Origin of the sequence: Variovorax sp. 38R, from assembly GCF_014843395.1 — a bacterium.
GTDB lineage: Bacteria > Pseudomonadota > Gammaproteobacteria > Burkholderiales > Burkholderiaceae_C > Variovorax > Variovorax paradoxus_H.
Genome location: NZ_CP062121.1, coordinates 3,163,652 through 3,181,196 on the forward strand (window position 1 = coordinate 3,163,652; position 17,545 = coordinate 3,181,196).

At 68.7% G+C, this 17,545-nt stretch carries 14 protein-coding genes; 1 reads left to right on the forward strand and 13 read right to left on the reverse strand.

All coding sequences use genetic code 11. From position 1 onward, the window contains the following. Positions 1–7: 7 nt before the first annotated feature. The gene (locus tag IG196_RS14490; protein ID WP_192196694.1) at positions 8–484 is read right to left on the reverse strand and encodes a VOC family protein; all 477 of its coding nucleotides are present in this window, start codon (positions 482–484) and stop codon (positions 8–10) included. Between the two features lie 285 nt (positions 485–769). On the opposite strand from IG196_RS14490, the gene IG196_RS14495 reads away from it, so the two are divergent. After that, positions 770–1,966: a serine hydrolase domain-containing protein gene (locus tag IG196_RS14495; RefSeq protein WP_225617080.1), complete on the forward strand. Its 1,197-nt coding sequence runs from the start codon at positions 770–772 to the stop codon at positions 1,964–1,966. Here IG196_RS14495 and IG196_RS14500 read toward each other — a convergent pair whose 3' ends face one another. From IG196_RS14500 to IG196_RS14555, 12 genes are all read right to left on the reverse strand, one after another. Next, on the reverse strand, positions 1,967–4,357 hold the full coding sequence (locus IG196_RS14500) for a TonB-dependent siderophore receptor (RefSeq protein WP_225617039.1): 2,391 nt from the start codon (positions 4,355–4,357) through the stop codon (positions 1,967–1,969). A gap of 128 nt (positions 4,358–4,485) precedes the next feature. Next, entirely contained in the window at positions 4,486–5,502 is a 1,017-nt protein-coding gene (locus tag IG196_RS14505; protein ID WP_192196697.1) for a FecR family protein, read from the reverse strand. Between the two features lie 81 nt (positions 5,503–5,583). Further along, complete coding sequence (locus IG196_RS14510; protein WP_099796991.1) at positions 5,584–6,093, reverse strand: RNA polymerase sigma factor; 510 nt, start codon at positions 6,091–6,093, stop codon at positions 5,584–5,586. A gap of 211 nt (positions 6,094–6,304) precedes the next feature. Next, a complete protein-coding gene (locus tag IG196_RS14515) occupies positions 6,305–7,741 on the reverse strand; it encodes a PAN domain-containing protein (protein WP_192196698.1) in 1,437 nt (478 codons plus the stop codon). Positions 7,742–7,926: 185 nt separating this feature from the next. Further along, entirely contained in the window at positions 7,927–9,411 is a 1,485-nt protein-coding gene (locus IG196_RS14520; protein ID WP_192196699.1) for a flavin-containing monooxygenase, read from the reverse strand. 19 nt (positions 9,412–9,430) lie between these two features. After that, on the reverse strand, positions 9,431–11,041 hold the full coding sequence (locus IG196_RS14525; RefSeq protein WP_192196700.1) for an MFS transporter: 1,611 nt from the start codon (positions 11,039–11,041) through the stop codon (positions 9,431–9,433). A gap of 156 nt (positions 11,042–11,197) precedes the next feature. Beyond that, entirely contained in the window at positions 11,198–11,824 is a 627-nt protein-coding gene (locus IG196_RS14530) for a membrane integrity-associated transporter subunit PqiC (RefSeq protein ID WP_192196701.1), read from the reverse strand. Then, positions 11,821–13,482, reverse strand: coding sequence for an intermembrane transport protein PqiB (locus IG196_RS14535; RefSeq protein WP_192196702.1), 1,662 nt, complete (start codon positions 13,480–13,482; stop codon positions 11,821–11,823). The genes IG196_RS14530 and IG196_RS14535 overlap by 4 nt, the downstream gene beginning before the upstream one ends. Then, complete coding sequence (locus IG196_RS14540) at positions 13,479–14,222, reverse strand: paraquat-inducible protein A (protein ID WP_192196703.1); 744 nt, start codon at positions 14,220–14,222, stop codon at positions 13,479–13,481. Before IG196_RS14540 ends, IG196_RS14535 begins: the two co-directional genes overlap by 4 nt. Then, a complete protein-coding gene (locus IG196_RS14545) occupies positions 14,219–14,875 on the reverse strand; it encodes a paraquat-inducible protein A (protein WP_192196704.1) in 657 nt (218 codons plus the stop codon). The genes IG196_RS14540 and IG196_RS14545 overlap by 4 nt, the downstream gene beginning before the upstream one ends. Before the next feature lie 20 nt (positions 14,876–14,895). Continuing rightward, positions 14,896–16,326 (reverse strand): MFS transporter, encoded by a 1,431-nt coding sequence (locus IG196_RS14550; RefSeq protein WP_192196705.1) that lies wholly within the window; start codon positions 16,324–16,326, stop codon positions 14,896–14,898. 1 nt (position 16,327) lies between these two features. Further along, complete coding sequence (locus IG196_RS14555; RefSeq protein ID WP_192196706.1) at positions 16,328–17,545, reverse strand: multidrug effflux MFS transporter; 1,218 nt, start codon at positions 17,543–17,545, stop codon at positions 16,328–16,330.

Here is a 17,545-nt window from a genome sequence, read left to right on the forward strand (position 1 = left end):
GCGGGGGTCACTCCCCGTCGAAGGCCTTCTTCACCGTGGCGATGTCGAGCTTGATCATCTTCATCATGGCCGCCATCGCATGGGCGGCCTTGGCCGGGTCCTTGTCCTGGAACATCCGGATCAGCGGCATCGGCGTGACCTGCCACGACACGCCGAAGCGGTCGGTGAGCCAGCCGCACTGCACGGGCTGGCCGCCGCCTTCGAGCAGCTTGTCCCAGTAGTAGTCGACCTCCTCCTGCGTCTCGCACGTCACGATGAGCGAAATGGCCGGGGTGATCTTGTACTCGGGCCCGCCGTTGAGCACCATGAACGACTGCCCATCGAGCTCGAAGGTGGCCGTGAGCAGCTTGCCCTTCTTGGTCGGATTCACGTCGCCCCAGAGCAGCGTGTCGGTGAGGCGCGACTTCGGAAAGATGGCGGTGTAGAACTTGACCGCGTCCTCGCCGTTGCCGTCGAACCAGAGGCAGGGAATGATCTTCTGCATGGAATCTCCTTGGATTGGATGATGAACTGAAGGGTTCAGTATCAAAGGCCGAACGGCGCGTTGTCAACCCGTGCCGCGGCTGTCAGTGAGAAGTTCGCAGGCGGGGCTGCGGGCCACAATGGTCCGGTCCTTTGCTTCGGAACTGCCATGTTCGCCCCATCCAGAACCCGCTTCGGCGCCCAGGTTTTCCTGGCCGCCGGGCTCGCCACCCTGGCCGTGTCGGCCGGTGCGGCCGACGCCACATTCCCTGATGCCGCCGCAAGCGACCCCGCCCAACTCGGCTGGATGACCGGCTCGCCGCCGCCGCCCGACCGCACGCTGCGCTTCGACGACGGCAGCTATTTCCGGTTTCCGGCGATGCGCTGGAGCGTGTCGAATTTCCGCCAGCTGATGCCGACCTTGAACGTGTCGCGCGGGCTCGGTGCGCCCACCGCCCTGCCCCAGGCCTTGCGCAAGGACATCGACACGCTCAGCTTCACGCCGCTCGACGCGAAGACGCCCATGACCTGGGAGGCATCGCTGGCCGCCACCTACACCGACGGCATCCTCGTGCTGCACCGCGGGCGCGTGGTCTACGAGCGCTACTTCGGCGTGCTGAAAGACGACGGCCAGCACGGCGCGATGTCGGTCACGAAGTCGGTGGTCGGCGCGCTGGGCGCGATGCTGGTGGCCGAAGGCACGCTCGACGCCGCCAAGCCGGTGGCCGACTACGTGCCCGAGCTCGCGACATCGGCCTTCGGCAACGCCACCGTGCGTCAGGTGCTCGACATGACGACCGGCCTGAAGTTCAGCGAGGACTACGCCGACCCGAAGGCCGAGGTCTGGGCCCACGCCCAGGCCGGCAACCCGCTGCCCAAGCCCAAGGACTACACCGGCCCGCGCAGCTACTACGAGTTCCTGCAGACCGTGCAGCCCGAAGGCAGGCATGGTGAGGGCTTCGGCTACAAGACCGTCAACTCCGACGTGCTCGGCTGGGTCATCGCGCGCGCCACCGGCCGCACCGTGGCGCAGCTGCTGTCGGAGCGCATCTGGCGCCACCTGGGCGCCGAGCAGGACGCCTACTTCACCGTCGATTCCATCGGCACGCCCTTCGCGGGCGGCGGCCTGAACACCGGCCTGCGCGACCTCGCGCGCTTCGGCGAAATGCTGCGCAACGACGGCCGCGTGAAAGGCCGGCAGGTCGTGCCCAAGGCCGCCGTCGAAGACATCCGCCGCGGTGGCGACAAGGCCGCCTTCGTCAAGGGCGGCTACCCGCTGCTGCAGGGCTGGAGCTACCGCAACATGTGGTGGGTGACGCACAACGACCACGGCGCCTACATGGCGCGCGGCGTGCACGGCCAGCGCATCTACATCGACCCGAAGGCCGAGATGGTGATCGTGCGCTACGCCTCGCACCCGATCGCGGGCAACGCGGCGAACGACCCGGTCACGCTGCCGGCCTTCGAGGCGCTGGGGCAGCACCTCCTGGCACAGCGTCGCTGACTACCAGCGGTAGGTCGCCGTGGCCGTCGCCGTGCGCGGATAGCCGTAGTAGCAGTTGCGGTAGCCGCAGTTCGCGAAGTAGGTCTTGTTGGTGAGGTTGCGCAGGTTCAGCGCCAGGCTCCAGCGGTCGATGTCGTAGCCGAGCATGGCGTCGAACACCGTCGATGCAGGCACCTTGCTCGGCCATGCAGCCTCGCCGTCGCCGTAGTTCGAGCCCGTGTAGCGCGCGCCCAGGCCCACCTTCACACCGTTGACAAAGCGGTAGTCCGCCCACACCGACACCCGGTGGCGCGGCACGGCCGTGGACTGTTTGCCGATCTCGCTCGTCTTGCTGCTGGCCGTGACGATGGCCCGCGGCGTGTAGCTGTACGAGGCCGTGAGGTTCAGGCGCGAGGCGATCTCGGCCGTGGCCTCGAGCTCCAGGCCGCGCACCGAGATCTCGCCCGTCTGCTTGGGCATGAACTCGGCGTCGTAGCTGATGTAGTTCTTGCGCCGCAGATCGAAGATGGCCGCGCTGTACATCGCCTTGCTGCCCGTGGGCTGGTAGCGCACGCCCGCCTCGTATTGCTTGCCGCTTTCAGGCTTGAACGGGTCGCCCGACACGGGGTCGATGGTGGCCGTGGGCGCGAACGACGCCGAGTAGCTCAGGTACGGCGCCCAGCCGCTCGGGTGCAGGTAGACCAGGCCGGCGCGGCTGGTGAACTTGTGGCCGCGAATGCGTTGGCGCGAGCCGTCGATGCGGCTGTCCACGGTGCTGTCGGCGGTGTCGTAGCGCCCGCCCAAAGTCAGCGTCCAGCGGTCGCCCCACTTGATCTGGTCCTGCAGGTAGACGCCGGTCTGCGCGAGCCGGGTGATGCCGTTGAAGTACGGCTCGGGCAACGCGATCGGACCGCCGTAGCGCGGCGCGTAGATGTTCAGCGGCGAGGCGCTGCCGCCGCTGAAGGTGACCTGGTCGATGCGCGTGCGCTGGTAGTCCAGCCCGACCAGCACCTTGTGCTGCGTCTCGCCCAGGCGGAAGTCGGCCTGCAGCTGGTTGTCGAGCGCCAGCGCGCCGATGTTCTCGCGGCTGCCGAACACGCTGCGCGACATCTGCTGGAAGTTGAGCGGGTCGTTCGGCACCTCGGGGTTCAGCGCCATGAAGCCTGTCAGTTGCGTGCCTGTGTAGTCGAGCTTCTGGTGCGCGTAGCGCGCGTTCTGCCGCACCGTGAAGGTGTCGTTGATGCGGTGCTCGAACTGATAGCCGACCATCTCCTGGTCTTGATTGAAGCGGTCGAAGCCGGGCTCGCCGACGAACAGTTTCGAGGGAATGCGGGTGCCGATGGCGGTCGGATCGAGCGAGCCGACCTGCGGCCGTGCGCGCGTGTAGACCCCGGCGCGCGTGCGCGAGAACTGCGACAACAGCGTGAGCGTGGTGTCGCTCGACGGCTTCCAGGTGAGTGCGGGCGCGATGTACATACGGTCGTCGGCCTCCTTGGCCGCCGGCAGTTGCGCGTCGCGCACGAGGCCGGTGATGCGGTACAGCAGCTTGCCGTCGGCATCGAGCGCGCCCGAGAAATCGCCCGCCACCTGCTTGCGGTTGTGGTCGCCCACCTGTAGCTGCAGCTCGCGAATCGGCTCTGCCGTCGGGCGTTTGCTGACCACGTTCACCACCCCACCAGGGCCGCTCATGCCGTACAGCACCGACGACGGGCCGCGCAGCAGCTCGATGCGCTCCGCGCCGTAATTCTCGGTGCGCCACACGCCCCAGGTGCTGTTGTTGCGCAGCGGCAGGCCGTCGAGATAAAAGCCCGGCGAATAGGCGTCGAAGCCGCGCAGCGAGATCCAGTCGTAGCGCGAATCGGCACCGTAGGTGGTGGTCGACACGCCCGGCGTGTAGCCCAGCGCGTCCTTGAGGTTGGTGGCGCCGATGGCCTCGATGCGGTCGGCCGTGATCACCGAGATCGACTGCGGCGTCTCGATGATCGGCGTGTCGGTCTTGGTGCCCGTGGCGCTGCGCTTGGCGACGTAGCCCTGCACGCGGCCGGTGGCGCTTTCCTCGCCGTCGGCGATGACGGTCACGGCCGGCAGCGTGGAGGTGCCGCCCGTGGCGGGCGCGGTCTTGATGACCGCCGCGTTGCCTTCCATCGTGGCCGCCAGGCCGCTGCCGGCAAGCAGCCGGTCGAGCGCCTGCCGTGCCGTGAGGCTGCCCGAAATGGCGGGCGCGGTCTTGCCCGCGACCAGGCTCTGCTGCACGACCAGCTGGATGCGGGTCTGCCGCGCCCAGTCGTTCAATGCCTCGGCCAGCGGCTGCGCGGCAATGCTGATCGGCTGGGGCGCGCCCTGCGCCCGGGCCATCAAGGGCGCGTTCGCCAGGGCCAATGCAACGGCCAGGGCCAGCGGCGCGGGTGTCATCTTTGTTATCAAGCGCTTCGTCATCGAACGTCTTCCAGGTAGTGAATGCAAATGGTTCCTATCTGGGCTGACGCACGAGCCGGCGGAATCCCCGTAGTGCCGGCGAAAAATTCTTTGCTTCTTTTGTTTTAGAGGGCGGGCACGAGCTCCGCGACTGCGCCGTTTTCCTTCAGCCGCACGGGCAAGGCGCTGGCCAGGGCGCGCCGCAGCGTGCGCGCGTCCCGCGGATCGAAGGTGCCGCTCAGGCGCAGGGCCGCCACCGCCGGGTCGTTCACCACCAGGCCGGTGCTGCCGTAGCGCTCCAGCTCGGCCAGCGCGCGGGCCAGCGGCGTGTCGACGAAGCTCAGGCGGTGATCGCGCCAGGGCGCGATGCCGTCGCGCGGCACGGCCGAGACGGCGGAGAACCGGCCCTGCGCATCACTTTCCACCTGCCGCCCGGCGGTCAGAAAGACTTCGCTCGTCGCATCCGGCGCCCGGCGCAGCACGCGCACCTTGCCCTCTTCCACCGACACCCGCGTGCCGTCGGCGCCCGGCATGCCGGGGGTGTGGCGCACGGCAAAGCGCGTGCCGACCACGCGCACACGCAGCGGACCGGCCAGCACGTCGAAGGGGCGTTTCGCATCGGACTGCACCGCGAACACCGCCTGCCCGTCGATCAGCGTCACCTCGCGGCGGTCGCGGAACAGGCGCACTTCGAGGCGGGTGGCGGTGTCCAGCCGCAACCGGGAGCCGTCGGGCAGCGGCACCTCGAGCTGCTGCCCGCGCCGGGTGGCGAAGGCCTGTTCGAACACGGGCTGCGCCTGCACGTGGCTCCACCCGAGGTAGCCGGCACCGACGGCCATGCCGGAGGCGGCCAGCACGAAAGCCGGTTTCAGGAAGCCGCGTCGCGTGGGTATGGCGGCGGCGCGGCCTTCGAAGCCGCTGCGCCAGCCCGCGACCGTTTCAGGCGCGATCGCGTCGAAGGCGCGCCAGCGCGATTCCCATTCGCGAAATGCCGCGGCATGGCGCGCATCGGCGCCGAGCCAGGCCTGGAACGCGCGCTCCTCGCTCGCGCCCCAGTGCGCACGCTGGCGGCGGACGAACCAGTCCAGCACGTCCTGTTGCAGGCGCTGGGCTTCTTCGGACGGTGGCGACGTGAGGGTCATGACGTGGGGATCGTTCTTATGAGGGTAGACGCGCGAGCGTGGTCAAACCCTGTAATGGGGCGTGTTCTGTGGTCGCTCATCTCACTGCGAACCACGGGTCCGCTCCAGGCACGCCCAGCACGCCTCCATCGCGATGCGCAACTGCATTTCGACCGTGCGCACCGAAATGCCCATGCGCGCGGCCACCTCGGCGTACGAGAGCCCGTCGAACTTGTAGAGCACGAAGGCTTCGCGGCAGCGCGGGGGCAGCCGGTCGATGGTTTCGACCATCGCCGCCATGCCCTGGCTGGACGACAGGATGGCATCGGGCTCGAAGGTCTGGGGGCCGATGCAGTCGTCGGCGTCGGGCGGTGCCTCATCCGGCGCTGCCGTGTCGCCGCCCGCGCGCACGCTGGTGCGGCGGTGGTGGTCGGTGACGAGGTTGCGGGCCGTGCGGTAGAGCAGCGCGCGCGGGTCGCGCACCACGCTGCCGGTGCGCTGCGCCTCGTACACGCGCACGTAGCTCTCCTGCGCCAGGTCGGCCGCGGTGGCGCGGTCGGGTACCTTGCGGGACAGAAAGCTCAGCAGCTCGCGGTAATAGTGTTCGAACACAGGCGCACCACAGCCGGAAAAGGCAGGTCGAAGTCCAGGGGCAGGTTGGCTTCGACACGGCGTGGCTACCTGAGAGATTCAGAACAAAAGAAAACGCGAGATTATGTGCGGGTTCAACCCGCCCATCGCCGAAGGGTAGGCATTTCGCCTGCCGCGGACGGCATTCGCGCGGGCTACCCTCCCCTTCGGCGCCTTCCGGATTGGCCCGGCCTCAGTTCCCGCACGCAGGGTGCTTCTGCCCTTCGGTGGCGTTCGGCAGGCCCAGGAAGTCGAGGATGTGCGGCGTCGTGCCGTCCACCTGCGTCAACGCGGTACCCCCGAGGTTGCCCAGGCAGTAGCTGGGCTTGAGCGGGTTCTGGTGGTTGTTGTTCAGGATCAGCAGCGTGCTGCGTTCCCCCGCCGTCTGACCGCCGTGGCCGCTGCCGGTGCCGCCGTGATCGGAGGTGACGACGATCAGCCATTCTTCGTTCGCGTAGTTCGGCCGCGACGTGAGCGCCGTGAGCACCTGCTGGATCTGCTGGTCTTCGCCGGCGATCTTGCCTTGGTAGAACGCGTTGAGCGGTTCGTAGCTCGGCGCGTGGATGTCGGCGTTGTGCAGGTAATAGAAGATGGCCGTCGGCGGGTTTTTCCAGCTCAGCCAGCCTTTGACCGCATCGGTGGCCTGCTGCGAATTCTTGGCCGCGTTGGCGACCACGAAGTCGGCCAGCGCCGGGCGCAGGTTGTGGGTGATGTTGAACCAGTCGCCCACCACCGCCGTCGTGGCCGTCGGCCAGGCCGCCTTGATCTGGTCGAACACGTGCGTCTTCTTCAGCGGCAAGGTGGTCGTGTTCGAGGTCACGCCGTGCTTGTCGGCCCAGAAGCCGGTGAACACCGACGACCAGCCAGGTCCGCTCACGGTCGCCTGCTTGGTGCCGCCGGCCAGCACGTTGCCGTGGAAGGCGCCGCCGGCAATCAACGCCGACATCGCGGGCGTCTGCACGCAACCCGCGCACTGGATGGCGTCGCCGCGCAGGCCGTCCAGGCCGATCAGCAGGATGTGCTTGTTGCCGGGCACAGGATTGGGAACGCCCTCGCCCGCAATCAGCGAATAGTGGTCGTAGGGGTTGCCGGCGTAGTCGGTCTTCAGGCCGCCGATGTCGCTGGCGCGCTTGTCGCTCAGGTCGCAGCGCTGCTGGGTCTTGTTGTAGTCGAACGACTTGCACCACGACGAACGGCTCGTGTCGGTGCAGGCGTTTGCGCAGTCGGCGGGCGTCACGGACTGCAGGGCCTCGGTGTTGTAGCCGCTGATCGCTGCATTGGCGGCGTGCGCAAAAGGCTTCAGCGGATCGGGCTTGAGGCTGTAGTGGTCATAGGGGTTGCCGGGGTAGTCGGTCTTCAGCCCGCCCACGTCGGCGGCGCGCTTGTCGCTGAGGTCGCAGCTCTGGTTGGTCTTGTTGTAGTCGAACGAGACGCACCAGGCGCCGCGTGGCGCGCCCAGGCAGGCCGACGCGCACATCTCGGGCGTCGATTGCGTCAGGTTCTCGATGTTGTTGCCGGAGATGGCCGCGTTCGGCGTGGTCGCGAAAGCGTCCAGCGAGGCGGCGCTTGCATGGCCTGCCAGCGCTGCGAACAGCAGGCCCGCCAGGGATGCACGGATCGATGACTTCATGAGGTCTCCTCATCACAGGGTCGTGGGGTGATTCCCGGGAGCTGCCTCACCGTCTTCCGCACGGTGAGTGCAACGCCGGGCGGAGTAAATCACCGCCGCCTGCCATCGATCCAATTCAAAAATCTTCGATGTTGTATTCAGCAGAGCTATACATCGCCGTGTCACGAAGCGCGGTCAGACCGCGATCACGCCGCGCGGTTCGAGAACGCCATCACCCCATCGTCCACGCGCCCGAGGCGCAGCAGGAGGATGTCGCGCAGGTAGTTCTGGTGCAGCTTCCACGGCGTGTGCGCGCCCTGTTTCGGAAATTTTTCGAGTGAGCGCTGCACGTAGCCCGAGCTGAAATCGATCCACGGTTCGGGCGACAGATCGGGGCCGGCGTTGTGCGGCGTGCATTGCCGCCAGCCGTGCTTGCGCATGTGGTTCAGCAGCCGGCAGACGTAGGCGCAGGTCAGGTCGCACTTGAGCGTCCACGAGGCGTTGGTGTAGCCGAAGGACGAGGCCAGGTTGGGCACGTCGCTGTACATCATTCCCTTGTAGTTGAAGGTGCTCGCCGGGTCGATGCGGCGGCCGTCCACGCTCAGTTCGATGCCGCCGAGCACCTGCAGTTCGAGGCCGGTGGCGGTGACGATCACGTCGGCTTCGAGCTCGCGGCCCGACTTCAACCGCAGGCCGCTGGGCGTGAAGGTGTCGATGTGGTCCGTGACCATCGAGGCACGGCCCGCGTTGAGCGCGGCGAACAGGTCGCCATCGGGCACGAGGCACAGGCGCTGGTCCCACGGGTTGTAGCGCGGCGTGAAGTGCGTGGCGATGTCGTAAGCGGGCCCGAGCGCGTGGCGCACGCCGCCCAGCAGCATGCGCTTCACGCGCGCCGGCTTGCGCCGCGCGAGCCGAAAGAACAGCATGCCGAGCGTCACGTTCTTCCAGCGCGTGAGGCGGTACGCGGCCATCGCCGGCAACAGGCGCCGCAGGCGGTTGGCAATCGGGTCTTCGGCCGGGCGCGCCACCACGTAGGTCGGCGAGCGCTGCAGCAGCGTGACGTGCGCGGCGGTCTTGGCCATCGCAGGCACCAGCGTCATCGCGGTGGCGCCACTGCCGATCACGACCACGCGCTGGCCGCTGTGGTCCAGGTGGGCGGGCCAATGCTGCGGATGCACGATGCGGCCCTTGAAGTCGGCCATGCCGGCGAAGTCGGGCGTGTAGCCCGCCTCGTAGCGGTAGTAGCCGCTGCACAGGAAGAGGAAGTTGCAGCGCCACTGCACGAGCTGTTTGTCGGGGCCCTGCTCGACATCGGCCGTCCAGCAGGCGTCGGCACTCGACCAGGCGGCGCGCACCACGCGGTGCTGGTAGTGGATCTTGTCGTCGACGCCATGCTGGCGCGCGGTGTCGCGCACGTACTGCAGGATCGACGGGCCGTCGGCGATCGCCTTGGCATGCGTCCATGGTCGGAACACGTAGCCCAGCGTGTACATGTCGGAGTCGGAACGCACGCCCGGGTAGCGAAACAGGTCCCAGGTGCCGCCGCTGCGTTCACGCCCTTCGAGGATCGCGTAGCTGCGGCCCGGGCACTGCGCCTGCAGGTGGCAGGCGGCGCCGATGCCGGAGAGGCCGGCGCCGACGATCAGGACATCGACGTGCGGCGGCGCGTCGGCCGGTTGTTCTGCTTGCATCGGGGGCTTGTCTCCTGGCTCATGGCTTGTTGTTGTCCGGCTTTTCTGTGGGCGCGCGACGGATCATCAGCCAGGCACTCACCGCACTCAGCACGGCCAGGCCGGCGCTCAGCAGCATCACCCAGCGGAAGCCCGCGACGAACGATTCGGCCACGGCGCGCTTCACGGCGGCAACGGTGGCTGCATCGGCACCCGGCGGTGCGCCGGCCGCAGCCAATCGGTCGCGTTCGGCCGCAAGAAAAGATCGCACCTCGTCCGACGCGCCCATCGCCTGCAGCCGCTCGGCCAGCGCTGCGTCGAAGGCCCAGGCCATGATGGCGCCGAACACCGCAATCGCCAGCACCGCCGCCGCGCGCGACACCGCGTTGTTCACGCCCGAGGCCACGCCCGCGAGGTCGGGGCCGACTGCGTTCATGACCGTGGTCGTGAGCGGTGCGACCGTCACGGTCATGCCGAAGCCCAGCACCACCACGGCGGGCAGAAAGCCGCTCCAGTAGCTCGCGCCCACGCCCGGCAGCGCGAACAGCGCAAAGCCCACGGCCGCAATGGCCGGCCCGATGACCAGCGGCAGGCGCGGCCCAAAACGGTCGACCAGCTGCCCGGCCCAGCCCGAGAGCGCGAACATCAGGAAGATGAACGGCAGCAGCGCCGCGCCCGCCACCGTGGCCGAGTAGCCCTGCACCTGGATCAGGTTGAGCGGAAAGAAATACAGCCCGCCGCCCAGCGCCGCATACAGCAGCAAGGTCAGCAGGTTGGCACCGCTGAAGTTGCCGATGCGCAGCAGCGACAGCGGCAGCATCGGCGTGCGCGCCCTGCGTTCGGCGATGACGAAGCCCACGCTGCCCACGACACCGATGGCCAGCGCCGCGAGCACGGCCGGCGAACGCCAGCTCTGCGTCGGCGCTTCGATGAAGGCGTAGACGATGCCGCCCAGCCCTGCGGTGGCCAGCAGCGCGCCCCACAGGTCGAGCCCGCCGCGCGCTGCCGCGCCTTTGCTCTCGGGCACGTGGCGGCGCACGATCCACAGCACGAGCAGCGCCATCGGCACGTTGATGAGAAAGGCCCAGATCCACGAGAAGTGATCGACCAGAAAGCCGCCCAGCACCGGCCCCACCGCCGCCGTGATGCCGCTGAAGCCCGACCAGGTGCCGATGGCCTTGCCGCGCTCCTTCTCGGGAAACGACGCGCTGATGAGCGCGAGGCTGCCCGGCACGAGCAGCGCGCCACCGATCCCTTGAATCGCGCGTGCGGCGATGAGCTGTTGCACGTCGGCCGCGAGCGCACAACCCACCGACGACAGGGCGAACACGACAACGCCGATGGCGAAGATGCGCCGCCGCCCGTAGTGGTCGCCGAGCGCGCCGCCCACCAGCAGCAGCGCCGCGAGCAACAAGGCGTACGACTCGACCACCCATTGCGCCTGGAAGGCCGTGGCGTGCAGGTCGGCCTGGATCGCCGGCAACGCGACGTTGACCACGGTGCCGTCGATGAAGGCCATGCTCGAGCCGACGATGGCCGCGGCGAGCACCCAAGGCTTGGAGGCTTCGGGGCAGGCGCCCTCTTCCGTGGATGGATTCGCCCCATGCAGGATCAGCGTGTCGTCGCAGGGCGCCTTGCCGATCTGTGCCATGGGGGCCTCCGGTTCAGGGGTTGCCGGTGTGGCTCCTTCCCCCTCTGGGGGAAGGTTGGGATGGGGGCATCTGCCAACGAGGCGCCATGCTCTTTCGAGCGCCGTCGTGCCCCCACCCCTGCCCTCCCCCAGAGGGGGAGGGAGAAAGGCAAAAAGTCAGATCGCGCACGCTGTTGCGCCCGGGTTCGCCTGCGCCGCGTTCACGCTGCGCGCCATGGCCGCAGCAGCCGCCGCCGTCACGCGCTGCGCACCCTCTGCCAGCGCATCCATGCCGCTGCCGGTCGCCTCGCCCGCGTCGAGCCGGCACACCACCGTGCGCGCTTCGTCGGAACGGCGCAGCGTCCAGCTGAAGCCGGCGTCGACGCGCCCGCCGTCCACCAGATCGAACTGGCGCACCTGCACCGCGACACGCCACACGGGCTGCGAGGTCTGGCGACCGCCCTGGGTCACGTCGAGCGCGCCGAGCCGGCCGGCGATGCCGCTGCCGAGCGCATCGCGCAGCTCGTTCTCGAAGGACGAGGCCCAGCGGTGCTGTTCGAGCACGTCGACCTGCACGCCGCCGGTCGGACGGCGCACCACCATCTGCGGGCGCGCGAGCCGCTCGGGCACGGCCACGGGGGCGAGCTCGATGTACATCGGCGCGGCGGCGTTGGGAACGCGCGGCGCCGCGTCGGTGAGCGCGGGTGGGCTGGCCAGCGTGTAGTAGCTGTCGGGCTTGCTCGCGCAGCCTGCCAGCACCACCACCGCGGCGGCGCACGCGAGAGCGAAGGTCGTCGTCTTCATTTCTTGTCGTCCGGTTTGCCGCGCAGCAGCGATTCGGGATGGCGTTCGAGGTAGTCGGTCAGGATGCGCACCGAGCCTGCTGCGCGCGTCAGCTCGCGCAAGGTCTGGCGCATGTCCTGCTGCAGTGGCGAGTCGTCGGCCAGCGTGCGTTCGGCCGAGTTGACGGTCTTGCGCACGTCCTTCATGGCCGCGGCCAGCTCGGGCGTCACGTCGCTGTTGATGCGGTTCACGGTCTGCTCGGTGCTGGTGAGCGTCTTGTTGAGCGTGGCCAGCGTGGTGCGCAGGTCGCCGGCAATCTGCTCGTAAGGCACCTTGTTGAGCTTGGTGGCAATTTCCTGCACCTGCGACTGGATTTCGTCCAGGCTGTTGGCGATGGTGGGCAGCTCGATCGGGCTCTTCGACAGGTCGATCTTCACGGGCGGCGACTTCGGGAAGAAGTCGAGCGCCACGTAGACCTGGCCGGTCAGCAGGTTGCCGTTGCGCAGCTGGGCGCGCAGGCCCTTCTCGGCCAGGAAGCGCAGCCGTTCCTGCTGCGTCGCGCGCGACTCCGTCCCCTGCGCACCGGCACCGCTTTCGCGGCGGCGCAGGCGGTCGGGATAAATCTGCACCAGCACCGGCATGCGGAACTCGCGCTCGGCGCGGTCGAACTCGACGCCGATGGATTTCACCTCGCCCAGCACCACGCCGCGGAAGTCGACCGGCGCGCCCGGCGTCAGGCCGCGCAGCGACTGGTTGAAGTACATCAGCAGCGTCTGCGAAGGACCGTCGGGTTCCTTCATGGCGGAGGTTTCGTCCTGCGCCAGCACGAAGGCCGTGTTCTCCTTGGCCAGCGGGCCCATGGCGTCGTCGGGCGCCTGGAAGGCGATGCCGCCGAGCAGGATGGTCGCCAGCGATTGCGTGCGCAAGGTGAAGCCGCTCGCGCTCAGTTGCGCGTCGATGCCGCTGGCGGGCCAGAAGCGCGTGTTCATGCCGACGAACTTGTCGTACGGCGCGTTCACGAACACCCGCAGCGTGACGCCGCGGCCGTCGCCGTCGAGCTCGTAGGCCGCGACCTGCCCGACCTTGATGCGCCGGAAGTACACGGGCGACCCCACGTCGAGCGAGCCCACGTCGCGCGCACGCAGCAAAAACTGCTGGCCCGAGTCGCCACGCGTGACGATGGGTGGCACCTCGAGGCCGGTGAATTCGCCTGCTGTTTCTTTCTCGACGCCCGCGTCGGCGCCGATGTAGGCGCCCGACAGCAGCGTGCCCAGGCCCGAGATGCCCGAGGTGTCGAGCCGCGGCCGCACTACCCAGAAGCGCGAGTCGGCCGAAGTGAAGCCCTCGGCCTCCTTGTTGAGCTGCACCAGCACGCGCACATGCGAGCGGTCGCGCGCCAGCCGCAGGCTCTGCACCAGGCCGATCTGCACGTCCTTGTATTTCACGGCGGTCTTGCCGGCTTCGAGGCCTTCGGCCGTCTTGAAGGTCAGCACGATCTCGGGGCCGCGCCCCATGAGGATCTTGGCCACCAGCGTCACGCCGACCAGCGCGGCGACGATGGGAATCAGCCAGATCAGCGAGGGCAGCCACTCGCGGCGGCGCGCCACTTTCGGTTTCGGCAGCGCGGGCGGGGCCGACGCTGCCGGACGGTCTTGCGGTTGCGTGTCTTCTTCACTCATGCGATTTTTTCTTCCCTGCTTTCAAATTCGGTTGCGTCCGTGTCGGCTTGCGGCACCGGGCCGTCCCACGTCAGGCGCGGGTCGAAGCTCAGCGAAGCCAGCATGGTCAGCACCACCACCGCGCCGAAGGCCGCAATGCCCACGCCCGCGGTGATGACCGCGAAGCCCTGGATCTGCACCAGCCCCGTCAGCAGCGACACCACGAACACGTCGAGCATCGACCAGCGTCCGATGATCTCGATGATGTGATACAGCTTGGCCCGTTCGCGCCGTCGCCAGTTGCTGCGCCGCTGCGCCAGCACCACAAGCAAGAGCAGTACCGCCAGCTTGAACAGCGGCACCAGAAAGCTCGCGATGAACACGATGGCCGCCAGCCCCCAGGCGCCCGACACCCAGAAATAGATAACGCCGCTCAGGATGGTGTCGTACTGCGCGCCGAACAGCGTGCGCGTGATCATCACCGGCAGCAGGTTGGCCGGGATGTACATGATGCAGGCCGCGATCAGGAAGGCCCAGGTGCGGTTCAGGCTCTGCGGCTTGCGCGTGTGCAGGCGCGTGCCGCAGCGGGCGCAGGCCTCGCCCTCTTCGGCATCGCGCCAGACGGCGGTGCAGTGCGTGCAGACGTGTAGGCCGAGCCCGGCTGCCGTGGGCACGGGGTTCTCGTGGTCGTGGTCGTCGTCGGCCTGCGCCTCCCAGGGGCGCGCCGAGGCCAGGCGGGCGGGCAGCCCGCGCACGTTCATGCGCGCACCTCCGATGCATCGGCGTCTGCGTTGGCATCTTCTTCATCGGCCTGGCGGAAGGTCATTTCCCAGAACGCACCGGGGTTGAACGACAGCACCGCCGTGAGCGTCACGGTGAGCGCCACGAAGGCCCACAGCGCGGGCCCCGGCACCACCGTCGCCATGCTCGACAGCTTGACGATCGCCACCAGCACGCCGAGCAGGAACACCTCGATCATTCCCCAGGGCCGCAGCGTCTGCATCATGCGCACCAGCATCGCAAACCCCCAGGGCCGGTGCGCGCGGGCCAGCGGCACCAGCAGGTAGGCCAGGATGCACAGCTGCAGCAGCGGAAACAGGATGGTCGTGGCCAGCACCAGCAGCGCCACCGGCGACATACCCTCGGCGCTCAGCACCACCACCGCGCCGGCCAGCGTGGTCTGGCTGCGCAGGCCCTGCAGCTCGATCTCGACGATGGGAAACAGGTTGGCAATGGCGAACATGATCAGGCTCGCGACCGTCAGCGGCAGGATGCGCCGCTGCTGCGCGCCCGGGTGGCGGTCGAGCTCGGTGCCGCAGCGCGGGCACTCGGCCACGTCGCGCGGCGCCAGTGGCGCACGGGCGTAGACCGCGTCGCAGCCCGGGCAGACCACGGTGTCAGGTACTTCCTTCATGAGGCCGTACCCTACCTTATTCAGGCGTGCGGGCTTGTCGTCTTCAGCCGCAGACTGCTGAAAACCGCAGCCACCGCCGCGCAGCCCGCCGCCAGCACCAGCGCCACCACCGGGCCGTGTCCGCCGTGCGGACTCCAGATGCTGAACACCGCCGCCAGCACCACGGCGCCCAGCGTCTGGCCCGTGAGCCGCGCCGTGCCGAGCATGCCGCTGGCCGCACCACTTCGGTGCGCGGGCGGCGAGCTCACGATGGTGTGGTTGTTGGGCGACTGGAACAGGCCAAAACCCAGGCCGCACAGCGCCATGCGCCAGGCGATGTCGGCATTGCCCGGGTGCGCCGGCAGCGCCGCCAGCAGCGCAAGGCCGGCGGCCAGCAGGCCCAGGCCGATGCCGCCCAGCAGCCCGTCGGGATAGCGCCCGATCAGCCGCCCGGCGATGGGCGCCATCACCACGATGGCCAGCGGCCACGCGGTGATGAGCAGGCCGGCCTCGATGTGGCTGCGGCCGTACACGTCGAGCAGCAAAAACGGCAGCGCGATGTAGGCCAGCATCTGCGCGCAGAACGCCGCCACCGAGGTGCCCATCGACAGCGCGAACACTGGAATGCGCAGCAGGTCGATGGGGAAAAGCGGCACCGCCAGCTTGCGCTGGCGCCGCAGGTAGACAAAGCCCACAGTCAGCCCGGCCCCCAGCGTGGCCCAGGCCAACCACGGCGTGCCTGCGGCCTGCACCCCGCCCTCGCGCACGCCCAACTGGTCCACGCCGAGGAAGACCAGCGAGAACATCAGCACGTTGAGCGTCACGTCGACCAGCGAGAAGCGCGCGCCGGCGGCCGGCGCCGAGCGGTTGAACGGCAGCGCCCGCATGCCCAGCGCGAAGGTGACGATGCCCAGCGGCACGTTGATGGCAAAGAGCCACGGCCACGACGCCACCGACAGGATCGCCGCCGCCACCGAAGGCCCGGCCACCGACGAGGTGGCGACCACCAGCGAGTTGATCGCCATGCCCTTGCCCAGCTGGGCCGACGGATACGTGAGCCGCACCAGCGCCGCGTTGACGCTCATGATGCCGGCCGCGCCCAGCCCCTGGAGCGCGCGCGACGCGATCAGCGTGCCGAGCGAATTGGCAAAGGTCGCGGCCAGCGACGAGACGGTGAACACCGCCATGCCCACGAGGTACACGCGCCGGTAGCCCACGAGGTCGCCCAGCGAGGCCAGCGGCAGCAGCATCACCAGCGTGGCGATCTGGTAGGCGTTGACCACCCAGATCGCCTGCGCCGGCGTGGCCTGCAGCTCGCGCGCAATGCCCGGCAGCGCCAGGTTGACGATGGTCCCGTCGAGCACCGACACCGTGAGCCCGAGGATGATGACCAGCATCGCCCAACCACGCGCGGGCGCGGCCAGGCCATCGAGAGGAAGCGGCTTGGCGTCGCTTGCTGTGGCCGCCGTCATGTCAGGCCCCTTGCGCCCTGCCCTCGGTCGGCTCGGAGCGCACGCCACCGAGCGTGAGCCAGGTCAGCACCAGCGCGATGAGCGCACCGGCGGCCATGCCCGCCACCATCGGCAGCGGACGGCCGTTGGAGAACAGGCCCACCACCGCCATCGCGAGCGCGCCGGTCAGCATCTGCAACGTGCCCAGCAGCGCCGAGGCCGTGCCGGCAATGGCGCCGTGCATCTCGAGCGCGAGCACACCGGTGGTCGGGATCACGAGGCCCATGAAGCCCGAAGCGATGAAGTACAGGACGATCAGCACCCAGAGGTTGTCGCCGCCCATCGCGAAGTAGACAAACATCGCGACCATCGCCACGCCGCAGCAGACCACGCCGAACTTGACGAGGTTGACCAGCCCGTAGCGCTCGCCCAGCGAGCCCGTGAACTGCGAAGCCGCAATGAAGGCCGCCGCGTTCACGCCGAAGGCCACGCTGTACATCGCGGGCGACAGGCCGTAGTGGTCGATCATCACGAACGACGAGTTCGCCAGGTAGGTGAAGAAGCCCGCCATCGCGAAGCCGCCGATGAACACCAGCCCGAGGTAGTGCCAGTCGCGCAGCAGCAGCCAGTAGGCCGACAGCGCGCTGCCCAGGCTGCTTTCGACGCGCTCCGAGGCCGGGCGCGTTTCGTCGAGCAGCTTGACCATCATGGCCAGGCCCGCCACCGCGGCGATGGTGACGGCCCAGAACACGCCGCGCCAGCCGGTGAAGGCGATGACCACGCTGCCCGCGAGCGGCGCCAGGATGGGCGACACGCTGAACACCAGCATCAGCAGCGACATCAGCCGCGCCGCGTCGGTGCCAGTGTGCAGGTCGCGCACCACGGCGCGCGGAATCGCCATGCCGGCGGCGGCGCCCAGGCCCTGCACGAAGCGCAGCGCAATCAGCGTCTGGATGTCGGTCGCCAACGCACAGCCCACGCTGGCGAGCGCGAACAGCACCAGCCCGGCGTACAGCGGCGGCTTGCGCCCGACCATGTCGGAGATCGGGCCGTAGAGCAGCTGCCCCGCGCCGAGCGACAGGAAGAAGGCGGTGAGGCTCATCTGCACCGCGCCGATGTCCGCATGCAGGCTCTGCCCGATGGCAGGCAAAGCCGGGAGGTACATGTCGATCGCGAAAGGCCCGATGGCGGAGAGCAGGCCCAGAAGCAGGGCCATTTTGAAGAACGGAGAAGAACGCAT

Excerpts from the sequence above, each read along its gene's own strand:
- IG196_RS14490 (WP_192196694.1), bottom strand. The coding sequence starts at position 484 with ATGCAGAAGATCATTCCCTGCCTCTGGTTCGACGGCAACGGCGAGGAC.
- IG196_RS14495 (WP_225617080.1), top strand. The coding sequence starts at position 770 with ATGACCGGCTCGCCGCCGCCGCCCGACCGCACGCTGCGCTTCGACGAC.
- IG196_RS14500 (WP_225617039.1), bottom strand. The coding sequence starts at position 4,357 with ATGACACCCGCGCCGCTGGCCCTGGCCGTTGCATTGGCCCTGGCGAAC.
- IG196_RS14505 (WP_192196697.1), bottom strand. The coding sequence starts at position 5,502 with ATGACCCTCACGTCGCCACCGTCCGAAGAAGCCCAGCGCCTGCAACAG.
- IG196_RS14515 (WP_192196698.1), bottom strand. The coding sequence starts at position 7,741 with ATGAAGTCATCGATCCGTGCATCCCTGGCGGGCCTGCTGTTCGCAGCG.
- IG196_RS14520 (WP_192196699.1), bottom strand. The coding sequence starts at position 9,411 with ATGCAAGCAGAACAACCGGCCGACGCGCCGCCGCACGTCGATGTCCTG.
- IG196_RS14525 (WP_192196700.1), bottom strand. The coding sequence starts at position 11,041 with ATGGCACAGATCGGCAAGGCGCCCTGCGACGACACGCTGATCCTGCAT.
- IG196_RS14530 (WP_192196701.1), bottom strand. The coding sequence starts at position 11,824 with ATGAAGACGACGACCTTCGCTCTCGCGTGCGCCGCCGCGGTGGTGGTG.
- IG196_RS14535 (WP_192196702.1), bottom strand. The coding sequence starts at position 13,482 with ATGAGTGAAGAAGACACGCAACCGCAAGACCGTCCGGCAGCGTCGGCC.
- IG196_RS14540 (WP_192196703.1), bottom strand. The coding sequence starts at position 14,222 with ATGAACGTGCGCGGGCTGCCCGCCCGCCTGGCCTCGGCGCGCCCCTGG.
- IG196_RS14545 (WP_192196704.1), bottom strand. The coding sequence starts at position 14,875 with ATGAAGGAAGTACCTGACACCGTGGTCTGCCCGGGCTGCGACGCGGTC.
- IG196_RS14550 (WP_192196705.1), bottom strand. The coding sequence starts at position 16,326 with ATGACGGCGGCCACAGCAAGCGACGCCAAGCCGCTTCCTCTCGATGGC.
- IG196_RS14555 (WP_192196706.1), bottom strand. The coding sequence starts at position 17,545 with ATGCGTTCTTCTCCGTTCTTCAAAATGGCCCTGCTTCTGGGCCTGCTC.